Raw genomic sequence first — 18,048 nt, 5'->3', positions numbered from 1 at the left:
AATGTCAGATTAGAGCCAAGCCCAAAGGGAGTGGAGATCCATGTTTTCTCCAATTGAATCTGCGCTCGCGGCGCTTGCGCGCGGAGAAGTCGTTATCGTGGTGGACGATGAGGATCGAGAAAATGAAGGTGACTTTGTCGCACTCGCAGAGCATGCGACACCAGAGGTCATCAACTTCATGATCACACATGGTCGCGGTCTTGTGTGTGTGCCGATTGAACTGTCGCACGCAAAGACGCTTGATTTGCATCCCATGGTAGAGAAAAACAGCGATCTGCATGGCACTGCATTCACCATCTCAGTGGATCACGTGAGTACGACCACTGGAATCTCGGCCTATGAACGCGCACAGACGGTGCAGGCGCTCCTCTCTGAAGCGAGTAGACCAGAGGATTTTCGCCGTCCCGGACACTTGTTCCCGCTCGTCGCAAAAGAGGGTGGTGTGTTGCGTAGAGCGGGGCACACTGAGGCTGCCGTGGATCTTGCAAGACTTTGCGGCGCGAAGCCGGTTGGCGTGATCTGTGAGGTATTGAAGCAGGATGGCACGATGGCGCGTGTGCATGACTTGTCAGAGATTGCAGAGGAATTCGGCCTGCGCATGATCACAATTGCAGATCTCATTGCGTATCGAAAGCGTGTCGAAAAACTTGTCACACGTGAGGCAGAAGCGCTATTGCCCACAACGTACGGCGATTTTAAAATTTACGTATACGCCAATTCGTTAGATCAAAAAGAACATGTCGCCTTGGTCATGGGCGAAATCAATCCCGATGATCCTACACTTGTGCGTGTGCATTCGGAGTGTTTGACAGGTGACGTTTTTGGATCCCATCGTTGTGACTGCGGTCCACAACTGCACGCTGCGCTTGAAACCATCGCACAAGAAGGCGCAGGCGTACTTCTCTATATGCGCCAAGAAGGCAGAGGCATTGGGCTGATCAATAAAATTCGCGCTTATGAACTGCAAGAGCAGGGGTTTGACACCGTCGAGGCAAACCAAAAACTTGGATTTGCGCCTGATTTGAGAGATTATGGCATCGGCGCGCAGATTCTTGAGGACCTAGGCGTGCGAGAAATGCGTCTTCTCACAAACAATCCGCGCAAAATCAGTGGACTCTCAGGTTATGGGTTGAGCGTTGTTGAACGGGTTCCAATTCAAATGAACGCGGGCCAGCACAACGCGCAGTATTTAGCGACAAAAAAATCGAAGCTTGGGCATTTGCTCAATATGTAAGACGGGGGTTTAGATATGGGTCGTCAATTTGAAGGGCATCTCGTTGGCCAGGGCCTACGAATGGCTGTGGTGGTTGGGCGTTTTAATGATCTGATTTCTCTTCGCTTGCTCGCAGGCGCGCAAGACGCGTTTGCGCGCCACGGTATTGCCGAAGCGGATGTGGACGTTGCGTTCGTGCCAGGTGCGTTTGAAATCTCGCTCGTGGCAAAACGAATGGCGGAGACCGGGCGCTATGATGCAGTCGTCACGCTAGGCGCAGTGATTCGCGGATCAACGCCGCACTTTGACTATGTCGCATCAGAGACAGCAAAAGGCGTCGCATCCTCATCGCTCGCAACAGGCGTGCCGATTATCTTTGGCGTTCTCACGACGGATACCATTGAACAGGCAATTGAGCGCGCGGGAACAAAAGCGGGCAATAAGGGTTGGGATGCGGCTGTCGCCGCCATTGAGATGGCCAATTTGTTGAGGAGCCTTGCGTGAGTTGACGAAAATTTTATTTCGTCAAGAGTCAACCTTTCAAACCGTGTGCGTCGGAGAGCGGCAAAACGTACGCTTTTTGCGCTTTGGCGATGCGTCAGCCGGCTGGCAAGGGGCATGCGTGCTTGATCAGCCAAAGCGACTCTATTTTCCGTATCAACAGGCGTTTTCTCTTCATACGGCATGGCTGCCGACAGTAGAAAACTTTCTCTCTATTGGTGTCGGTACGGGAACTGCACTCAACCATATCCACTGGAGACACAAAGCGGCAAATTTGACAGGCATTGAGCTTGACGGAATGGTTCTTTACGTGGCAGAGCGGTATTTTGGGCTGTCGCGCGAAACCGTTCAACTCATTGAAGCAGATGCGCGCACCTGCCTTGATCAATTGGATCCGTCCTATGATTTGATCTTTCTTGACGCATACTATCAAGAAGATACGCCGAGCGGAATGCTTCAAGAAACTTTTTTAAAGCAACTGGCAGACCTGTTGATCCCAGGTGGTGTGCTTGCGATCAACGCGATCATGACGACCCTTGGTAAAAGCTCTTCGCGTTATCATAAACTTTGTCGTGAATTGTCGCGCACGGTCGGGCCGACCTTTCGCATTGACGTAGGAATTCTTCCATTTTCTGAACACAATCTTTTGCTTTATGCCATTAAGATGCCGGCGTTCATTCCGTCTGTGGAGAGCCTGCGCGCGCGGGCACGCGCCGAAATTGCGCAAAACCCTGACGTCTACGGCCCCTTTCGAGATGCATTACCGACAAGAATCAAGGCGATCGACACCGCCGCACACAGAAGCGCTTGGCCGATACGATAAGAGGAGGAGATCACTTGCTGCTTTTGAGTCATAACATGATCTTTATTCTCATCGCGTTTGTCGTGGGACTCTCTTTTCACGAGTTTGGACATGCGCTGGCGGCTTTTCTCGTGGGGGATGATACAGCCAAACGACAGGGTCGTCTCACGCTTAACCCGCTGGTACACCTCGATCTCATCGGGTTTCTCGTCGTCATCTTTGCCGGGTTTGGTTGGGCGCGTCCCGTTGTCTTTGATCCGCGCAGAATTCGCGGAAATGTTCGGCTCAGTATCATTTTTATTGCGCTCGCAGGTCCACTCATGAATCTTTTTCTGGCATTGATCAGTGGGATCGTCATGATCAGTTTCAATATGCTGACGAGTTCTGCCTATATGACGGGATTGGGTCAATTTGTATTCTTGCTCTTTCTTTATATGATGCAGTTGAACGTGGCGCTTGCCATCTTTAATCTGATTCCGATTCCGCCGCTTGACGGATGGCAAATTCTTCACCATCTCATGCCGCGCAGAATGTATCTTAAGACGGCGTCTTTCGAGCGATTTGGAATGATCATTCTGCTCATTTTCTTGATCAGCCCGCTTGGCACAACCGTGATCAGCACGACCACGCAATTTGTCTTGAATGCGTGGTTTCGGAATTTCTGATGGAACAGCATCCCATTCACGTAACGCTTGATTCGTTTGAGGGCCCGCTTGATTTGCTTTGGCATTTAATTGAAAAGCATGAGATCGACATTTATCAGATCCCCATCGCGTTGATTACGGATCAATACATCCGCGTACTAAAAGACCGACTTGACGCACAGCTTGAGGTGGCCAGTGAATTTTTGGTCATGGCGGCATCACTTGTCGCGCTAAAAGCGCGTGCACTTTTGCCGCGTCAAGAAGCGCCTGCCGAGGAAGATGAGGAGATCGATGCAATCGCCTCAGAGCGCGCACTCACCGAGCGCCTTCTTGAATACAGGGCTTTTAAAGAGGTAGCGCGTGTGCTCAAAGAAATGGAGGGTGAACGCGCGCTGTCTGTCGGGAGGATGCCGATGAATCTTGATGCGTATAAAACGGAGCGATGTGATCCGCCACAGCTTTTGGTGTCTGCCGAACAGTTGATGGCGGCATTTGAAAAGGTACTTGCGCGCATTCCGAAGGAGCGAGATGTTCGCGTTGTCCGTGAGCGAGAGACCATTCCTGAGCGAATGAGGCGGATTTTGCGCATGTTGCGAGATTCACCTGCGACCTTTTCGTCACTTTTGATGATCGATCATCCGCGGGAAATCGTGACATCATTCCTTGCGCTTCTCGAATTGATTCGAAACCAGCAGGTAACATGCCGTCAGGAGGGACTCTTTTCCGAGATATGGATCGAACGGATTACGCTTTAGACGAAAAAAATGAAGAAGGTTCGATGACACAGGAGTTCTATATCGGCACCCAAGAGCAGTGGGATGAACTCGCGAAAGAGGAGGAGGTTCGCCTTCTTAACCTTTTGGAAGGATTGCTTTTTGCCGCGGGAACAGAAGGGTTGACGGCAAAGGCTATTGCCAAAGGACTGCTTGTCTCTGAATCGCTTGTACCAGAATTGTGCAATCGACTCGCCACACTACAAGAAGAGTCTATGCGCATGCTGACATGTCTAAAAACGGCGGATACCTGGCAGCTTGTTACCCACAAAGCGCTCTCACCCTACCTTTCACGTCTTGCCGAGACACCGCCGCAACCAGGACTCTCGCAGGCGGCACTCGAAACGCTCGCGATCATTGCCTATCGTCAGCCGCTCACACGCTCGATGATCGAGGCGCTTCGCGGCGTCAAGAGTGAGCGCGCTATCGGAACCCTTCTTGCGCGCGGCCTGATTGAAGAGATGGGGCGTGCAGATGGCCCAGGGCGACCATTTTTGTATGGGACAACCCGTCTCTTTCTCGATCATTTCGGTCTCACCTCCCCTGATCAACTCCCACCATTAGAGATTGCGAATGGAATCCTAGACGAAACTGCAGCAGTGCGAGAAGAATAGGAACCCTCTACGATGGACAAACTTACCTGAACATCAAGGATGTTTTTGGACGGAATGAGATAAGATTCCGTTCATGGGTAGGTGACCATCATGCTGTGGTTCGTCATTGCACTGCTTATGCTCCTTATCCTCATCACTCTCCCGATACGCGTTGAGGTGAGCGCCGCGCTCCATATGCGTGAAACTCATGTGAGCGTCCAAGTCGTCATTGCCGGCATTCGATTTAAACTTTTACCGCTCAAGCACCGCAAATCAAAACGCAAAGTGCCTGTTTCCGACCAATTCATGAAAGAAGTTCCGCACGCAGCGAAAAAGCCAATCGGATATGAAGAAATCCTTGATAAGATTCACAGCTTCAAAGAACAGATGGATATTCTGGAAGATACATTGCCGCGCCTAAAAAAGGTGATTCGGCCTCTTTTGATTAAGCGTTTTGAGTGGAAATCCTCCATTGGCCTTTCCAACGCGGCAGAGACAGCTACCGCGGTCGGTGGATTTTGGATATTAAAGGGTGGGCTTATGGGAATTCTTTCAGGAATGATGCGTTTTACCACTGACATTACCCTTGATATCACCCCCCTTTACAATCAGCAAACCTTTGAGAGTGAGATCACCTGCATAGTCAGAGTGTCACTCGGTCAAGCTAGCGTGGTAGCTGTTCGTTTAGTCTCTCTGGTGAAAGAAGGGATCTCACGTGTCCGAACATCCGATTCAATCTCTCATGCAAACGGCAATGGAAAACTTAAAAACCATGGTTGATGTCAATACCATCATTGGAGATCCAGTTGAAACTCCTGATGGCAGTGTGATTCTTCCTGTCAGCCGCGTCGGGTTTGGATTTGCCGCAGGCGGCAGTCAGATTCGCACAAGACGTGAGGCGGTTGCCGTGAGTGACAGCAATCAACCGTTTGGCGGTGGTGCAGGAGGTGGCGTCTCCATCCAGCCAATGGGATTTCTGATTGTAGGCAATGGTCAGGTGAAACTGCTCTCTGCAGAACCGGGCAATCAGTTGTATGACCGCCTGATTGATCTTGCGCCGCAAATGTTGGACAGACTGGAAGCCTATGCGATTTCACGTCGGGAGAGTCGCGTTGCAAAAGAGACGGAGGTATGATGCAAGACGTTCGCAAAAGGCTGATTTTCATTCGAGGTGTGTCTACTTGGACAAGTCAACTCATAGAGTAATGTGTAAACGAATTGCGTTCCTGGCCATTCTGGTTTGCACGTCATCGTCCGTTTTCACAGATGTGTTGTTTGATCAGCATGCGGATGCAAGACGGATGAGAAAACATATCCAACGTGTACAACAGATTCAACCGGGAACGGAAAATAGCGCCGAAACGGCTGCGCTGATCGATGTTGACTCTGGACGATTTCTTTATGAAAAACTAGGCAATCGCAGAATGAGAATCGCCAGTTTGACAAAAATCATCACAGCCTGGATCGCGGTGCGCTCTCCTAAATTTAATCAAACGGTAACCGTCTCGCGAAACGCGGTACGTCAAGAAGGTTCATCTGTCTATCTTGTCGAAGGCGAAAAGCAGACGATCCGTAATCTAACGTACGCGTTGATGCTGCGCAGTGGAAATGACTCTGCCGTTGCGATTGCAGAAGGGGTTGCCGGTTCGGTAGATCGCTTCGCGACGATGATGAATAAAGAGGCGCAAAAAGCAGGCGCCAAGCATAGCCATTTTGTCAATCCAAACGGGCTTGATCATCCCGAACACTACTCGACGGCTCACGACATGGCGCTCATGACGGCAGCAGCGCTTCACAATCCAACATTTCGCGCGATCGTGCGAACAAAATATTTTACGATGCCTTGGCCAAACCAACCGTGGGATCGAAAAATGAAGAACAAAAACAAGCTTTTATTCATGTCAGAGGCAGATGGTGTCAAGACAGGCTACACCAAAAAAGCAGGTCGATGTCTTGCATCTTCCATGACCAAAGACGGTCATCAAGTCGCACTTATTGTGCTGCGTGACGGGAATGACTGGGTTGACTCGCTTCGACTTTTGCGATACGGACTCACGGCTTTTGAGCGCAAACCGCTTGCCGAACAGTTTGCGCAAACGGTGCGGATTCCCGTTCGCTACGGTGATGCGGCAACGGTTGCGGCGCACGCAGTCGGAAATGCAACCTATCCCCTCAAACAAAGCGAACATCAGGATGTGCGCTTTGTTGTGCATGCTGCGCGCACACTTTTAGCTCCGATTCGAAAAAACCAGGTAGTGGGTACGGTTGATTACATGTTTCACGGTGCGCGGATTGGTTCTGCTGTGCTCAAGACTGACAGCGATGTGAAAGGTACTGGATTCATCGGGTGGTTGCGCAGCCTGTTTCATCGCTCATAATTCCAATCGCTTCACGTTTTTGGGGATCCTTGGGAGGGGAGAATCCACCGTGATGAATTTCATATGGGGTTTTCTAATGCTTTCTGGCATTGTCGTCGCAGCTGTGACAGGGCGCATGGACGCCTTGACGCAGGGACTTTTTAATGGGGCAAGAGATGCCGTGATTGTTTCGTTCGGACTCATCAGCATCATCAGTTTCTGGCTAGGCATGATGCAGATTGCAGAACGGTCAGGATTGATCAGAACTGTCGCGCGGGTGGTTCGACCTTTTGCGAAGTGGCTGTATCCTTCTGTTCCAGTCGATCATCCGGCCATGGGATCTTTGATTGCAAATATGAGTGCAAACATTCTTGGGCTCGGGAATGCGGCAACGCCCCTCGGACTCAAAGCAATGGCAGAACTGCAGACACTGAATCCACAAAAAGACACGGCATCCGATGCAATGTGCACGCTGCTTGCATTAAATACAGCCAGTCTAACCTTGATTCCGGCGACAATGATCGGATTGCGGCTTGAATTTCACAGCAAGGATCCGGCAGGCATCGTTCTTGACACCATACTTGCCACACTGATTGCCACATCTGCCGCCATTTTTCTCGATCGCTTTTACCGCAGGCGCACGCGTCGAAAACGGCAAAGGTCAATGGACATTGCAGCATGAATGCAATCTCTTTTCTTTCAAGCCTGATGTTGCCAAGTGCGCTCGCATTGATTCTTGTTGCCGGCATCACGCGACGTGTGCCACTTTTTGACGCATTTATTGAAGGCGCCAAAGAAGGATTCGGAACATCCATCAGCTTGATTCCTCAATTGGTGGCCATGATGGTCGCAGTCAGCATTTTTCGCTCGTCAGGCGCGCTCACGTTGCTCATTCACGCGGTGCAGCCACTTTTAGCGCGCCTTCATTTTCCGAGTGAACTCCTGCCACTCGCTTTGCTTCGGCCAATTTCCGGCGCAGGGTCACTGGCAGTTGTCACAGACTTGTTTAAGACACATGGACCTGATTCGTTGATTGGGCGCATGGCGTCAGTCATGCAGGGGAGTTCCGACACGACTCTTTATGTACTGACTGTGTATTTTGGCAGTGTCGGGATACGAAATGCGCGTTATGCTGTAAAAGTCGGATTGTTGTCTGATCTGGTCAGCGCCTTTGCTTCCGTGCTTGCGGTATACTTGCTTCAGATGTGAGTGGGAGGCAAAGTCAAACATATGGACAAATCTTCGATACGTCACAGCGACCGAAATGATCACGCTGTGAAAAAAGATGAGAAAAAGGAAACACAACGTCTTCAAAAAGTGCTGGCCCACGCGGGTGTCGCGTCGCGCAGGGCGGCGGAAGAGCTTATTCGCCAGGGGCGCGTTCGCGTTGACGGGGGCATCGTCACAGAACTTGGCATGCAGGTGCGTCCGGATCAAACCATTGAGGTAGACGGTGCATCGATTCACCGTGATATGCCGCCTGTGTACATCTTGCTCTATAAACCGCGCGGTGTTGTCACTACATCGACTGATCCACAGGGACGCAAAACTGTGCTTGACTTAATCTCAGGTGTACCCAATCGCATCTATCCAGTTGGGCGCCTCGATTATGATACAAAAGGTGCGCTACTCTTGACGGATGATGGAGCGCTCACGCACCGGCTGATGCACCCATCCTATGAAATCGAGAAGGTTTATCGGGCGACGGTAGCCGGTGATTTATCGGAGCGCAACCTGCTTCAACTGACTGAAGGCATAGAACTTGACGGGAAAAAGACCGCGCCGGCAGTCGTCAATGTCATTGGGACGGATGGAAAGACATCCGTTGTGGAACTCATCCTTCACGAAGGACGAAATCGGCAGGTGCGCCGCATGTTTGAAGCGGTTGGACATCCTGTGCTTGATTTGACAAGGACACGGTATGGGCATCTGTCATTAACTGCCTTGCGCCCAGGCTCATGGCGTAAACTGACTGACGCTGAGATCAGACAGCTGTATCGACTCTGTCGTCTCACCATGCCACAGTCACTCACGTGACCAACCCTTGAATGCCGTGTACTGATTTGATTTGCAGCCATATGTTTCCTAGAGTAAGCTATACATAGCACAATAACTCGTTTGGATTGTAGTGTATGGACTAAAGCACTCAACTCTTTATAGGTTGCACTTCTGGGAGGATAGGCCGTGAATACAGGACAAGAGCGAATTCTCGTGGTGGACGATGAAGAGCGAATTCGTCGATTGGTGAGAATGTATCTGGAACGAAATTTCTTTTTTGTCGATGAAGCGGAGGATGGAACAGAAGCGCTCGCCAAGGCGCTGGAAACTGATTACGCATTGATAATTCTCGATCTCATGTTACCTGGTATGGATGGACGCGATGTATGTTCGGAAATACGTCAGTATAAAGATACACCGATTATCATGCTGACTGCTGCAGGTGATGAGAGTAACCGTGTACACGGATTTGAACTGGGGGCTGATGACTATGTTGTCAAACCGTTCAGTCCGCGCGAGCTAATGATGCGCGTCAAAGCGCTTTTAAGACGCACGGGGGGACATCCAGTCGAATCGTCTGCGACGTCGGCGGGACACCTGCTCACGTTTCCGGGGCTTGTCATTAACATTGACGCCCGCAAGGTGTTGGTTGAGAATCAGGAGATTCAATTGACGCCAAAAGAATTCGAATTGCTTCTTTATCTTGCACAACGACCTGAAAAAGTATTTAGCCGCGAAGAATTGCTTAAAGACGTTTGGAATTACCAGTTTTTTGGCGATCAGCGAACGGTCGATACCCATGTCAAACGACTTCGCGAAAAACTGGGTCGGGCGTCAGAACGAGTGCCTCAGCACATTCATACCGTGTGGGGTGTAGGCTATAAATTTGAGGTGTCAGAGTAGTGATCCGTCGCAGTGTGGTTTTAAAGTTATGGTTAACCATCATTGTACTTGTTTTGATGGTTCTAGCCATACTTTCTTTGTATTTAGAGCAATTTCTGAGTTCCTACGTCGTGATGATGCAACGTCGTGATTTGACGAGTCAGGCCATGGTGATCAGTGAACTGTTAAAGCGCGAACCCAATCAAACACTTGCTTATGAAATTGGATCGCACATCATGACAGCGCTGCACGGACAGTACGATCTCGTTCCACCACCTCAAAAAAGTGCGCGCTCTCGAACATTTTTAGATGCCCTGACGCCAACTGAGCGAGAACATTTACTGAGTGGACACCCTTATGTTGCATCAGGTGTTCCTACATTATTGCCGCACGCGTCTCCCAATACAGTGGTTTACGCTGTGATGCCAATCCATAATGAGCAGCATGGTTTGGAAGCGTTTCTCGTCATCACGGAAATGATGGATCCAAAGGATGACCCCTCAAAGGTCATTTCAAACCTGATCACATTTGCGGTGATTCTAGGCACGATCCTCACGACTGGATTGGCGTTTGTCGTATCGAAAAATTTGTCTCGCCCTCTCATTGAGATGATTGATGCGGCCGAAGAAATGGCGCGTGGGAAATTTGACACACGTGTACGCGTTGTGACGCAGGATGAAGTGGGTAGACTAGGTTATACATTCAATCATGTGGCTGGTGAATTAGAACGAACCGTTCGCGCTCTGACAGAGGAGAAGGAAGAAATCGGAGGTATCCTTGGCGCCATGACTGACGCCGTGGTGGCTGCGGATGTAAGTGGACGATTGACACTCTTGAATCCTTCTGCAGAACAGTGGCTCAGGAACCTTCGTTCACTCTCTGCAGAGGAGCGCCCATTTGCATTGCCTGAAGAGTTGATTCAAATGCAGCGCGATACGCTTGATTCGCGGTCCCGTATGACGCGTGAATTTTTTTGGCACGGCAGACATTTTATTGGTAGTATGACACCGCTCTATCAGTCAGATCGCCCGACAGTTTTGCGAGGTACTGTGACCGTACTGCGCGATGTCACCGAAGAGCGACGACTCGATCGACTCCGCAAGGATTTTATCGCAAATGTTTCTCATGAACTGAGAACGCCTCTCGCTCTTTTTCAAGGGTATACAGAAGCACTCCTTGACGATTTTGGGGATGATCCAGAACAGCGCAAAGAGATCACTCAAATCATCTACGAAGAGTCGCTTCGCATGCGGCGTTTGGTAAATGAACTTCTTGACTTGGCACAATTGGAGTCAGGAAATTTTTCAATGCGTTTTGAAAGAATGGACTTGCTTGTCGTAATGCGCAGGGTTGCCCGCAAGTATTTCAGCCTTTATGCAGAACGAGGATTGACGCTCAAACTTGAAACAGAGTTGAATTCGATTTTTTTATGTGCAGATGCGGATCGCATCGAGCAAATTTTGACTAATCTAGTTGATAACGCACTTCGCCATACAAAAGAGGGTGGCGTGACAATTCAAGTCACCAAGAATGAAACACACCTCATCATCCGCGTGCGTGATACTGGCGAAGGCATTCCGCAAGAAGACGTCCCCTTTGTCTTTGAACGCTTTTATAAAGCTGACAAAGCGCGCACACGTTCACGGGGAGGAACTGGTCTGGGTCTTGCGATTACTCAAAATCTCATTCGCGCTCACGGTGGTGAAATCGGCGTCGAAAGCCATTTGGGAATTGGCACGACTTTTGCAATCATGATGCCACTCAGTTTATCGCGGTGTCAAAATGAATCTGATGAAACGTAGCGCAAAACGAATCGCAGGGGGTGATGCAGTGTCTTGGATCTATACGGGAAAACTCTACACCTCTGAGTTTCAAGCAGGGTGCCTTGCAACGCGAATACGTGAAGAAGGGTTTCAGCATGTCAAACGGATGCCGCGCTATGTGTACGTGTATAAAACCAAACGCGGCAAGTACGGTGTAAAGTTTCAGTGGTAAGGGAGGCGCTAAGGTGGATGAAATAAATTGGAGAGCCTATTTTGCAGAAATCCGGACCATCGCAGTGGTGGGGCTTTCTGATAACCCAAACCGTGACAGCTATCACGTAGCATCCTATTTGTTGGATCAAGGGTATGAGGTCATTCCTGTTAATCCTGCCGTCTCTTCGGTGCTTTCTCGCAAAGCATACGCGTCATTAAAAGATATTCCAGGGAAAATCGACCTGGTGGATGTGTTTCGCCGCTCAGATGCGGTCCCTGAGATTGTGCATGAAGCCATTGCATTAGGCGTGAAGCGAATATGGCTACAACTGGGGGTCACGCATCAAGAAGCAGAAAAGGATGCGCGTGAACACGGCGTTGAAATCATCTCTGATCGTTGCATTAAAATTGAGCATCATCGTATGATGCACTCATAACCTTTTGGCACTGCAAGAATGCATTCAAATCAAAAAGAGTGGGGAGTATGTTTCGCATGTTGACAGATTATCATACCCATACAGAGCGTGGGCCTTATACGGTTTCATGGCTTGAAAAATTTCTTGATGTAGCGAAAATGCGTGGCATTGAAGAGTATGGTGTCTCAGAACACGGGTATCGGTTTCGGCAGACGGCCCATCTTTTTGACAATCCTTGGACACGTGAGAGGCGTACGGAAGATTTAGATGAATACATGGAAATGGTAATGGCAGCCCGAAAAGCGGGACATCACGTAAAATTTGGATTAGAACTGGATTATATCCCTGGGACAGAGGATGCACTCGCTGCATTTATCCAATCCTATCCGTTTGACTATGTGATTGGTTCTGTGCATTGGCTCGACGATTTTGGCTTTGACTTGCTTGAAATGAAGTCGCAATGGGAAAATCGCGATCTGAAAGAAACCTATAACACGTATTTCGATATTTTAACGCGGATGGTCGAATCTGAGTTATTTGATTTTGTAGGACACGCGGATGTTATTAAAGTGTTTGGTCACGAACCCGAAGATCCTGCTTTTTTAAATGACTGGTACAAGCGATTGGCAGAAACATTTGCAAAACATAATGCAGTAGTCGAGATTTCAACAGCGGGATTGCGCAAGCCGGTCGGTAAACTGTATCCCGCACCCGGCTTGCTGCAAGCGTGTTTTCAAGTGAATGTTCCTATTTTAATCAATTCAGACGCCCACAGACCAGAGGATGTTGGCGCTGACTATAATCAGGCCATTGCGTTTGCAAAGCAGACAGGCTATCAAGAATTAGTGACGTTTTCAAGAAGAACACGAACCATGGCTACATTGGGTTAATGTAGTTTATTTGCGCGATTGCAGGCAAACCTGATCTATCTAACAGGTTTGCCTTTTTTACATGCCGATATCTGTAAAATTCTTGAGTCGTTTTCTTTGGGTCATAATCTCAATCATTGCACAGACCATGTTGTAATCAGCTTCGTCGAGTCGACTGACGCGATGTGCCATGATGAGATAGGGTTGTGAACTCTCACGTGTTATAAAAGACTGTAAATAACCGGGCATATCGACAATGCCTTGATAACTCTCTGCGTCAGGCAGAGTGGAAACTTCAGCGTCATCTGCAAAATAACCTACGGGAACGCCGAGTGCCTCCGCAATTCGGATCGCATACTCGAGGGATGGTTGCCTTTCGCCACGTTCAATAGAAGAAATATGTGGTGTAGAGATACCTGTGCGATAAGCAATTTCTTGTTGTGTAAGTGCTCGCTTATGACGCAGCAAACGAATCTTGTACCCCAATTTTTCCAAATCAATCACTCCTAATCCAAGATAGTGTATGTTCATGAGTGAACTATATTCCACAAACGTATAATATGCAATACAAAGTTAGTTAAAAATATTATCATTTTGAATATGATTATGCATTGAATCTGAAAATCGATAAATGGCTTATAGAATTTACCAGAATTTGAATATACCCTTGGCAATCTGATGAAAACGCTTTACAATTTTACTTGAGAGTCTGGGATTGCCGGGGGGCGACAAGGGATGGAAAGAGTCACAGAAGGTACATTGTTGTATGAAACGAGCCAGAGCCAGAAAGATCAATCTCTGATCTCCCAATATATGCATTGGTTGCAGCAAACGCACGCACTGTCCTTCTCAGATTATGCTTCACTTCATGAATGGTCCGTTCAATCCATTGAGATGTTTTGGGATACTGTGATTGACTTTGCGGATATTCAGGTGTCCCGCAAGCCACTTTCGCCTCGTTTGCAGTCAAAAGAAATGCCGGGCGCACAATTTTATCCAGAAGCGACGATAAATTATGTGAATCAGGTTTTTCACCAAAAGGATGAGTCAGCGGTTGCAGTTTGGCATCAATCCGAGATTCGCGCTCTCTCAACCATGACGTATGGTGAATTAAAAAAACAGGTTGGAGCGTTTGCGTCGTACCTGAAGCAGTCTGGTGTTAAAAAAGGGGATCGCGTCGCGGCCTTTGCGCCTAACATCATAGAAACGCTCGTCGCATTTTTGGCGACAGCCAGTCTCGGTGCGATTTGGTCGAGCTGTTCTCCTGATTTTGGAACAGCGAGTGTGTTGGATCGGTTCTCACAAATTGAGCCGACCGTCTTGATTGCAGTTGACGGATACCGCTATCAGGGCAGGGACTATGACCGCTTGCAGACGGTGACTTCATTGCAAGGCAAATTACCGTCTCTAAAACTTACCGTCCTTATTCCGTATCGATCTGATGATGCGTTGGTTCATACCTTCAAAGAGACGACGGTTTCTTATCGCGATGTAATCCGTCACGACGCGATGCTTAACCCCGAACAGGTCTCTTTTAATCATCCGCTTTGGATTCTCTACACATCCGGGACAACAGGGTTGCCAAAGCCAATCGTCCAGAGTCACGGCGGCATCGTTCTTGAACATGTGAAGTCCATGAAACTCCACGTTGACCTGCATCCAGGGGATCGTTTTTTTTGGTATTCCACAACAGGCTGGATGATGTGGAACTACCTGATTGGCGGATTGCTTGTAGGCGCTGAGATCATTCTCTACGACGGCAGCCCGGCTCATCCTCACCCCTATGTCTTGTGGGAATTAGCGCAGAAAACAGGCATGACGGTTTTTGGTGCGAGCGCCGCCTATCTCACAACATGCAAAAAACAAGATCTGCAACCCGGTGAGCACTATGAGCTGTCATCTTTACGCATGATCGGATCAACGGGCTCACCGCTAACCCCCGATCTATTCGCTTATGTGTATGAATCTGTAAAAAAAGAGGTGATGTTGGTCTCTACAAGTGGCGGAACGGACGTGTGCACTGCGTTTGTCACAGGCTCAGTCCTCTTGCCGATCTGCGCTGGAGAGATCAGTTGTCGCGCGCTTGGCGCCGACATCCACGCATTTAATGAGGCTGGGGAATCGATCATAAACGAGGTTGGCGAGTTGGTGATTACTTCGCCAATGCCCTCCATGCCCATTTCATTCTTTAATGACCCAGAGTTCAAACGCTATAAAGAGAGTTATTTTGACCATTTTCCGGGCGTCTGGCGGCACGGAGACTGGATAAAAATCACAGAGCGGGGAAGTTGCGTGATCTATGGACGCTCCGACTCAACGATCAACCGCAACGGAATCCGCATGGGTACAAGCGAACTCTACCAAGTCATCGAGTCGTTTGACGAGGTGATCGACAGCTTGGTCATCGATCTTGAAATGTTGGGAAGACCTTCTTTTTTAGCTCTTTTTCTTGTTTTGCGGCAAGGAACGGTTTTGACAGATGAATTAAAGCTCCAGATACGCGAAAAATTAAAACGTGACGTATCGCCGCGTCACGTACCAGATGAGATGTATGTGATTCACGATGTGCCTCGCACGCTAAGCGGCAAAAAAATGGAAGTTCCCATACGCAAAATTTTGCTTGGGATGAATGGAAAAAATGCGGCAAATCCAGATTCCATGATGAATCCAAACTCTCTTCAATACTTTTATGAGTTCGCAAAACGCTTTGGCCATGAACATCACTCGCGAGATTTAGAACATGGCTCAGCGCGTTGATACGCAGGTCCGCCTCTACAAAAAATGACGCGCCTTAAAAAGCCGCGTCATTTTACGGATTGGTCGTGATTTTAAGAGATTTAGGCAATGGGCAATTCGATATACGCCACGCGGTCCACATCGGATGCGTCGCGAATGGCCTGCACGCTTTCATCCGATACAGAGCGGTCAACGGCGATCAGCATAAGTGCTTCTCCACCTTCAATCGCGCGGCCAACTTGCATGGAGGCGATATTGATTCCGGCAAGTCCAAGAACACTTCCCACGCGTCCGATGATGCCGGGACGATCGCGATGCCATGTCATTAGCATGGCAAAACTTGGCGTGATATCCACGGAATATTGATTGATTTGGATGATGCGCATCCCGTGACCCTTAAGCACCGTCCCCGCGACAGTCACTTCTTCTGTAGAGCCAGTCAGCGTGACGCGGATGACATTGGTGTAGCCGCCGTGTGGAGGCAACTTCGTTTCTGTCACCTCGATGCCCATCTCTTCTGCGATCAGTGCGACGCTGATCAAGTGCACTTCCTCGCGGTAATAGCGACTGAGAATTCCGCGAAGGGTGGAGCGAGAAATCGGATCGGTCGCGTGCTGCGTGGGTTCTCCTTCATATTGGATGGTGACGCGATGCACTCCGCCGCGCAGTAACTGCGCCGCAAAACTTCCAAGGACTTCTCCCAAATTTGAAAACGGCTCAAGCACCGCACGTTGTTCTGGCGCGAGGCTTGGCAGGTTGACGGTGTGCGGGTAGGATCGCCCTTGTAAAAGGTCGACAACCCCTTGCGCGACATCGACGGCGACATTCACCTGCGCCTCTTCCGTAGATGCACCGAGGTGTGGCGTCGAAATCACTTGTGGAAATGCCAAGAGCGGTTGACCTACCGCTGGCTCTTGTTCATAGACATCTAGCGCTGCGCCTGCCACAATTCCTTGCTCAAGCGCGCGAGCGAGAGCTTTTTCATCGATGATTCCGCCTCTTGCGCAATTTAAGATACGCACGCCAGGCTTCATCATCTGAAACTGCTCGTCGCTGATCAGATGGTGGGTTTCTTTGCTCAAAGGCGTGTGCACCGTTAGAAAATCAGCCGTGCGGATGGCTTCTTCAAGCGTAGCTGCCTTGATTCCCAATTTTTCAGCTCGCGCTGACGTGAGGTAGGGATCATACGCCGTGACCTGCATTCCAAAAACTTGTGCGCGCTTTGCTACTTCCGCTCCAATTCTGCCCAGCCCAAGAATCGAAAGATGTTTTCCGCGCAGCTCGACACCAACAAAGCTGCTGCGATCCCAGACGCCATCCTTTAATTTAGCGTGAGCTTGAGGAATGTGGCGCGCCAGGGCGAGCATCATTGCGAACGTGAACTCAGCGGTCGTAACGGTGTTTCCGTCCGGGGCGTTTATGACAAGAATCCCCGCTTTGGTAGCGGCGCGCACGTCAATGTTATCGACTCCTACACCCGCACGTCCGATGACCTGAAGTTTTGTCCCCGCTTTGATAATCTCTTCTGTGACCTTTGTCTGACTGCGCACGAGCAATGCGTCAAAGTCACCAATGATCTCCACCAATTTCTCTTTGCTTACGCCAATTTCTTGAACAATTTCAAGATCGCTTGCGGCATACAGTTGTGCAAGCCCCTGCTCGGAGAGTGGATCCGTCACGAGAATGCGAAACGACATTTAAAAATCCCCTTTCTTACGCTTGATGAAGTGGTTGGATCAACGGAAAAGCAAACAAAACTCGCCCCTGCGCAATTGCGAGGGGCGAGTTTTAACCCGCGGTGCCACCCTGATTCCCATGAAATTCATGGCTTTTTACGACATGTGTCGTATCACCGATAACGCGGTGAGCGGAATCAGATTGGATACACGGTCAGTATCCTTCCCTGATCACTCCGGAGGGCTACCTCCACGGATGTACACTGACTTGCACCAACCGTCAGCTCTCTGAGTACGAATCCGCAGATTCATTTCCATCAACGTTTTAGGTTTGTAATTTTTGTGAGAATACTACATCTCATGATCAATCGTCAAGCCTCCGCGATCACTCAGCTAAAATCTTACCGAAAGGACATTGGCTCACTCACATAGAAACCTTACCGAAGGGATTGTTGTGGCAGATGTCAATGCAGAGTCGGCGAGAGTACCTGAGTGCAATGCGGATCCGGTACCTGCGTGCCACTGCCAGACAGGAAAAGTCTCGTATCTTAGATGAATTAGAGGCAACCTTAGGGTACGCGCGCAAGTATGCAATTGCAGCGATGAAGGGAA

At 49.4% G+C, this 18,048-nt stretch carries 20 protein-coding genes; 18 read left to right on the top strand and 2 right to left on the bottom strand.

Translation table 11 applies throughout. From position 1 onward, the window contains the following. Positions 1-40 precede the first annotated feature (40 nt). The 17 genes from ATW55_RS08435 (at position 41) to ATW55_RS08360 (ending at position 13,045) form a co-directional block, all read left to right on the top strand. A complete protein-coding gene (locus ATW55_RS08435) occupies positions 41-1,234 on the top strand; it encodes a bifunctional 3,4-dihydroxy-2-butanone-4-phosphate synthase/GTP cyclohydrolase II (protein WP_067715558.1) in 1,194 nt (397 codons plus the stop codon). A 15-nt stretch (positions 1,235-1,249) separates the two neighbouring features. Then, a complete protein-coding gene (ribE, locus tag ATW55_RS08430; protein ID WP_067715555.1) occupies positions 1,250-1,717 on the top strand; it encodes a 6,7-dimethyl-8-ribityllumazine synthase in 468 nt (155 codons plus the stop codon). Between the two features lies 1 nt (position 1,718). Then, positions 1,719-2,537 carry a spermidine synthase gene (locus ATW55_RS08425; protein ID WP_067715553.1) on the top strand — a complete coding sequence of 273 codons (819 nt, stop codon included), beginning with the start codon at positions 1,719-1,721 and terminating at the stop codon, positions 2,535-2,537. Between the two features lie 14 nt (positions 2,538-2,551). After that, positions 2,552-3,181 (top strand): site-2 protease family protein, encoded by a 630-nt coding sequence (locus tag ATW55_RS08420; protein ID WP_067715550.1) that lies wholly within the window; start codon positions 2,552-2,554, stop codon positions 3,179-3,181. Continuing rightward, on the top strand, positions 3,181-3,915 hold the full coding sequence (locus tag ATW55_RS08415; protein ID WP_067715547.1) for a segregation and condensation protein A: 735 nt from the start codon (positions 3,181-3,183) through the stop codon (positions 3,913-3,915). Before ATW55_RS08420 ends, ATW55_RS08415 begins: the two co-directional genes overlap by 1 nt. A gap of 23 nt (positions 3,916-3,938) precedes the next feature. Then, positions 3,939-4,547: an SMC-Scp complex subunit ScpB gene (gene scpB, locus ATW55_RS08410; protein WP_082685682.1), complete on the top strand. Its 609-nt coding sequence runs from the start codon at positions 3,939-3,941 to the stop codon at positions 4,545-4,547. Between the two features lie 90 nt (positions 4,548-4,637). Next, positions 4,638-5,306, top strand: a complete 669-nt coding sequence (locus tag ATW55_RS08405) for a DUF2953 domain-containing protein (protein ID WP_067715544.1) — start codon at positions 4,638-4,640, stop codon at positions 5,304-5,306. Beyond that, positions 5,242-5,661 carry a GerW family sporulation protein gene (gene ytfJ, locus ATW55_RS08400; protein ID WP_082685674.1) on the top strand — a complete coding sequence of 140 codons (420 nt, stop codon included), beginning with the start codon at positions 5,242-5,244 and terminating at the stop codon, positions 5,659-5,661. Before ATW55_RS08405 ends, ytfJ begins: the two co-directional genes overlap by 65 nt. A gap of 166 nt (positions 5,662-5,827) precedes the next feature. Continuing rightward, positions 5,828-6,904: a D-alanyl-D-alanine carboxypeptidase family protein gene (locus ATW55_RS08395; RefSeq protein WP_160327198.1), complete on the top strand. Its 1,077-nt coding sequence runs from the start codon at positions 5,828-5,830 to the stop codon at positions 6,902-6,904. Positions 6,905-6,953: 49 nt separating this feature from the next. Beyond that, complete coding sequence (locus ATW55_RS08390; RefSeq protein ID WP_067715536.1) at positions 6,954-7,565, top strand: nucleoside recognition domain-containing protein; 612 nt, start codon at positions 6,954-6,956, stop codon at positions 7,563-7,565. Next, positions 7,562-8,092, top strand: a complete 531-nt coding sequence (locus ATW55_RS08385; RefSeq protein ID WP_067715534.1) for a spore maturation protein — start codon at positions 7,562-7,564, stop codon at positions 8,090-8,092. Before ATW55_RS08390 ends, ATW55_RS08385 begins: the two co-directional genes overlap by 4 nt. A gap of 21 nt (positions 8,093-8,113) precedes the next feature. Then, positions 8,114-8,920, top strand: a complete 807-nt coding sequence (locus ATW55_RS08380; RefSeq protein ID WP_082685672.1) for a pseudouridine synthase — start codon at positions 8,114-8,116, stop codon at positions 8,918-8,920. A 147-nt stretch (positions 8,921-9,067) separates the two neighbouring features. Beyond that, positions 9,068-9,784 carry a response regulator transcription factor gene (locus ATW55_RS08375; RefSeq protein ID WP_268753383.1) on the top strand — a complete coding sequence of 239 codons (717 nt, stop codon included), beginning with the start codon at positions 9,068-9,070 and terminating at the stop codon, positions 9,782-9,784. A 56-nt stretch (positions 9,785-9,840) separates the two neighbouring features. Next, positions 9,841-11,565, top strand: a complete 1,725-nt coding sequence (locus ATW55_RS08370; RefSeq protein WP_423742959.1) for a sensor histidine kinase — start codon at positions 9,841-9,843, stop codon at positions 11,563-11,565. Between the two features lie 28 nt (positions 11,566-11,593). Then, positions 11,594-11,758: a hypothetical protein gene (locus ATW55_RS16460; RefSeq protein ID WP_162839391.1), complete on the top strand. Its 165-nt coding sequence runs from the start codon at positions 11,594-11,596 to the stop codon at positions 11,756-11,758. Positions 11,759-11,771: 13 nt separating this feature from the next. Continuing rightward, on the top strand, positions 11,772-12,176 hold the full coding sequence (locus ATW55_RS08365; RefSeq protein ID WP_067715525.1) for a CoA-binding protein: 405 nt from the start codon (positions 11,772-11,774) through the stop codon (positions 12,174-12,176). Between the two features lie 56 nt (positions 12,177-12,232). After that, the gene (locus ATW55_RS08360; protein WP_067715785.1) at positions 12,233-13,045 is read left to right on the top strand and encodes a histidinol-phosphatase; all 813 of its coding nucleotides are present in this window, start codon (positions 12,233-12,235) and stop codon (positions 13,043-13,045) included. 57 nt (positions 13,046-13,102) lie between these two features. Here ATW55_RS08360 and ATW55_RS08355 read toward each other — a convergent pair whose 3' ends face one another. After that, a complete protein-coding gene (locus ATW55_RS08355; protein ID WP_067715522.1) occupies positions 13,103-13,519 on the bottom strand; it encodes a helix-turn-helix domain-containing protein in 417 nt (138 codons plus the stop codon). 240 nt (positions 13,520-13,759) lie between these two features. Between ATW55_RS08355 and ATW55_RS08350 the strand changes: the two genes are divergently transcribed. Then, positions 13,760-15,781, top strand: coding sequence for an acetoacetate--CoA ligase (locus tag ATW55_RS08350; RefSeq protein ID WP_067715520.1), 2,022 nt, complete (start codon positions 13,760-13,762; stop codon positions 15,779-15,781). An 80-nt stretch (positions 15,782-15,861) separates the two neighbouring features. On the opposite strand, the gene serA is transcribed toward ATW55_RS08350, so the two are convergent. Then, a complete protein-coding gene (gene serA, locus ATW55_RS08345; protein ID WP_067715518.1) occupies positions 15,862-17,457 on the bottom strand; it encodes a phosphoglycerate dehydrogenase in 1,596 nt (531 codons plus the stop codon). Between the last annotated feature and the right edge of the window lie 591 nt (positions 17,458-18,048).

This window comes from Ferroacidibacillus organovorans (assembly GCF_001516615.1).
In the GTDB taxonomy this organism is placed as follows: Bacteria; Bacillota; Bacilli; order Alicyclobacillales; family SLC66; genus Ferroacidibacillus; species Ferroacidibacillus ferrooxidans_B.
Note: the sequence above shows the minus strand (reverse complement) of the source record. Positions and strands in the feature narration are given on the sequence as shown.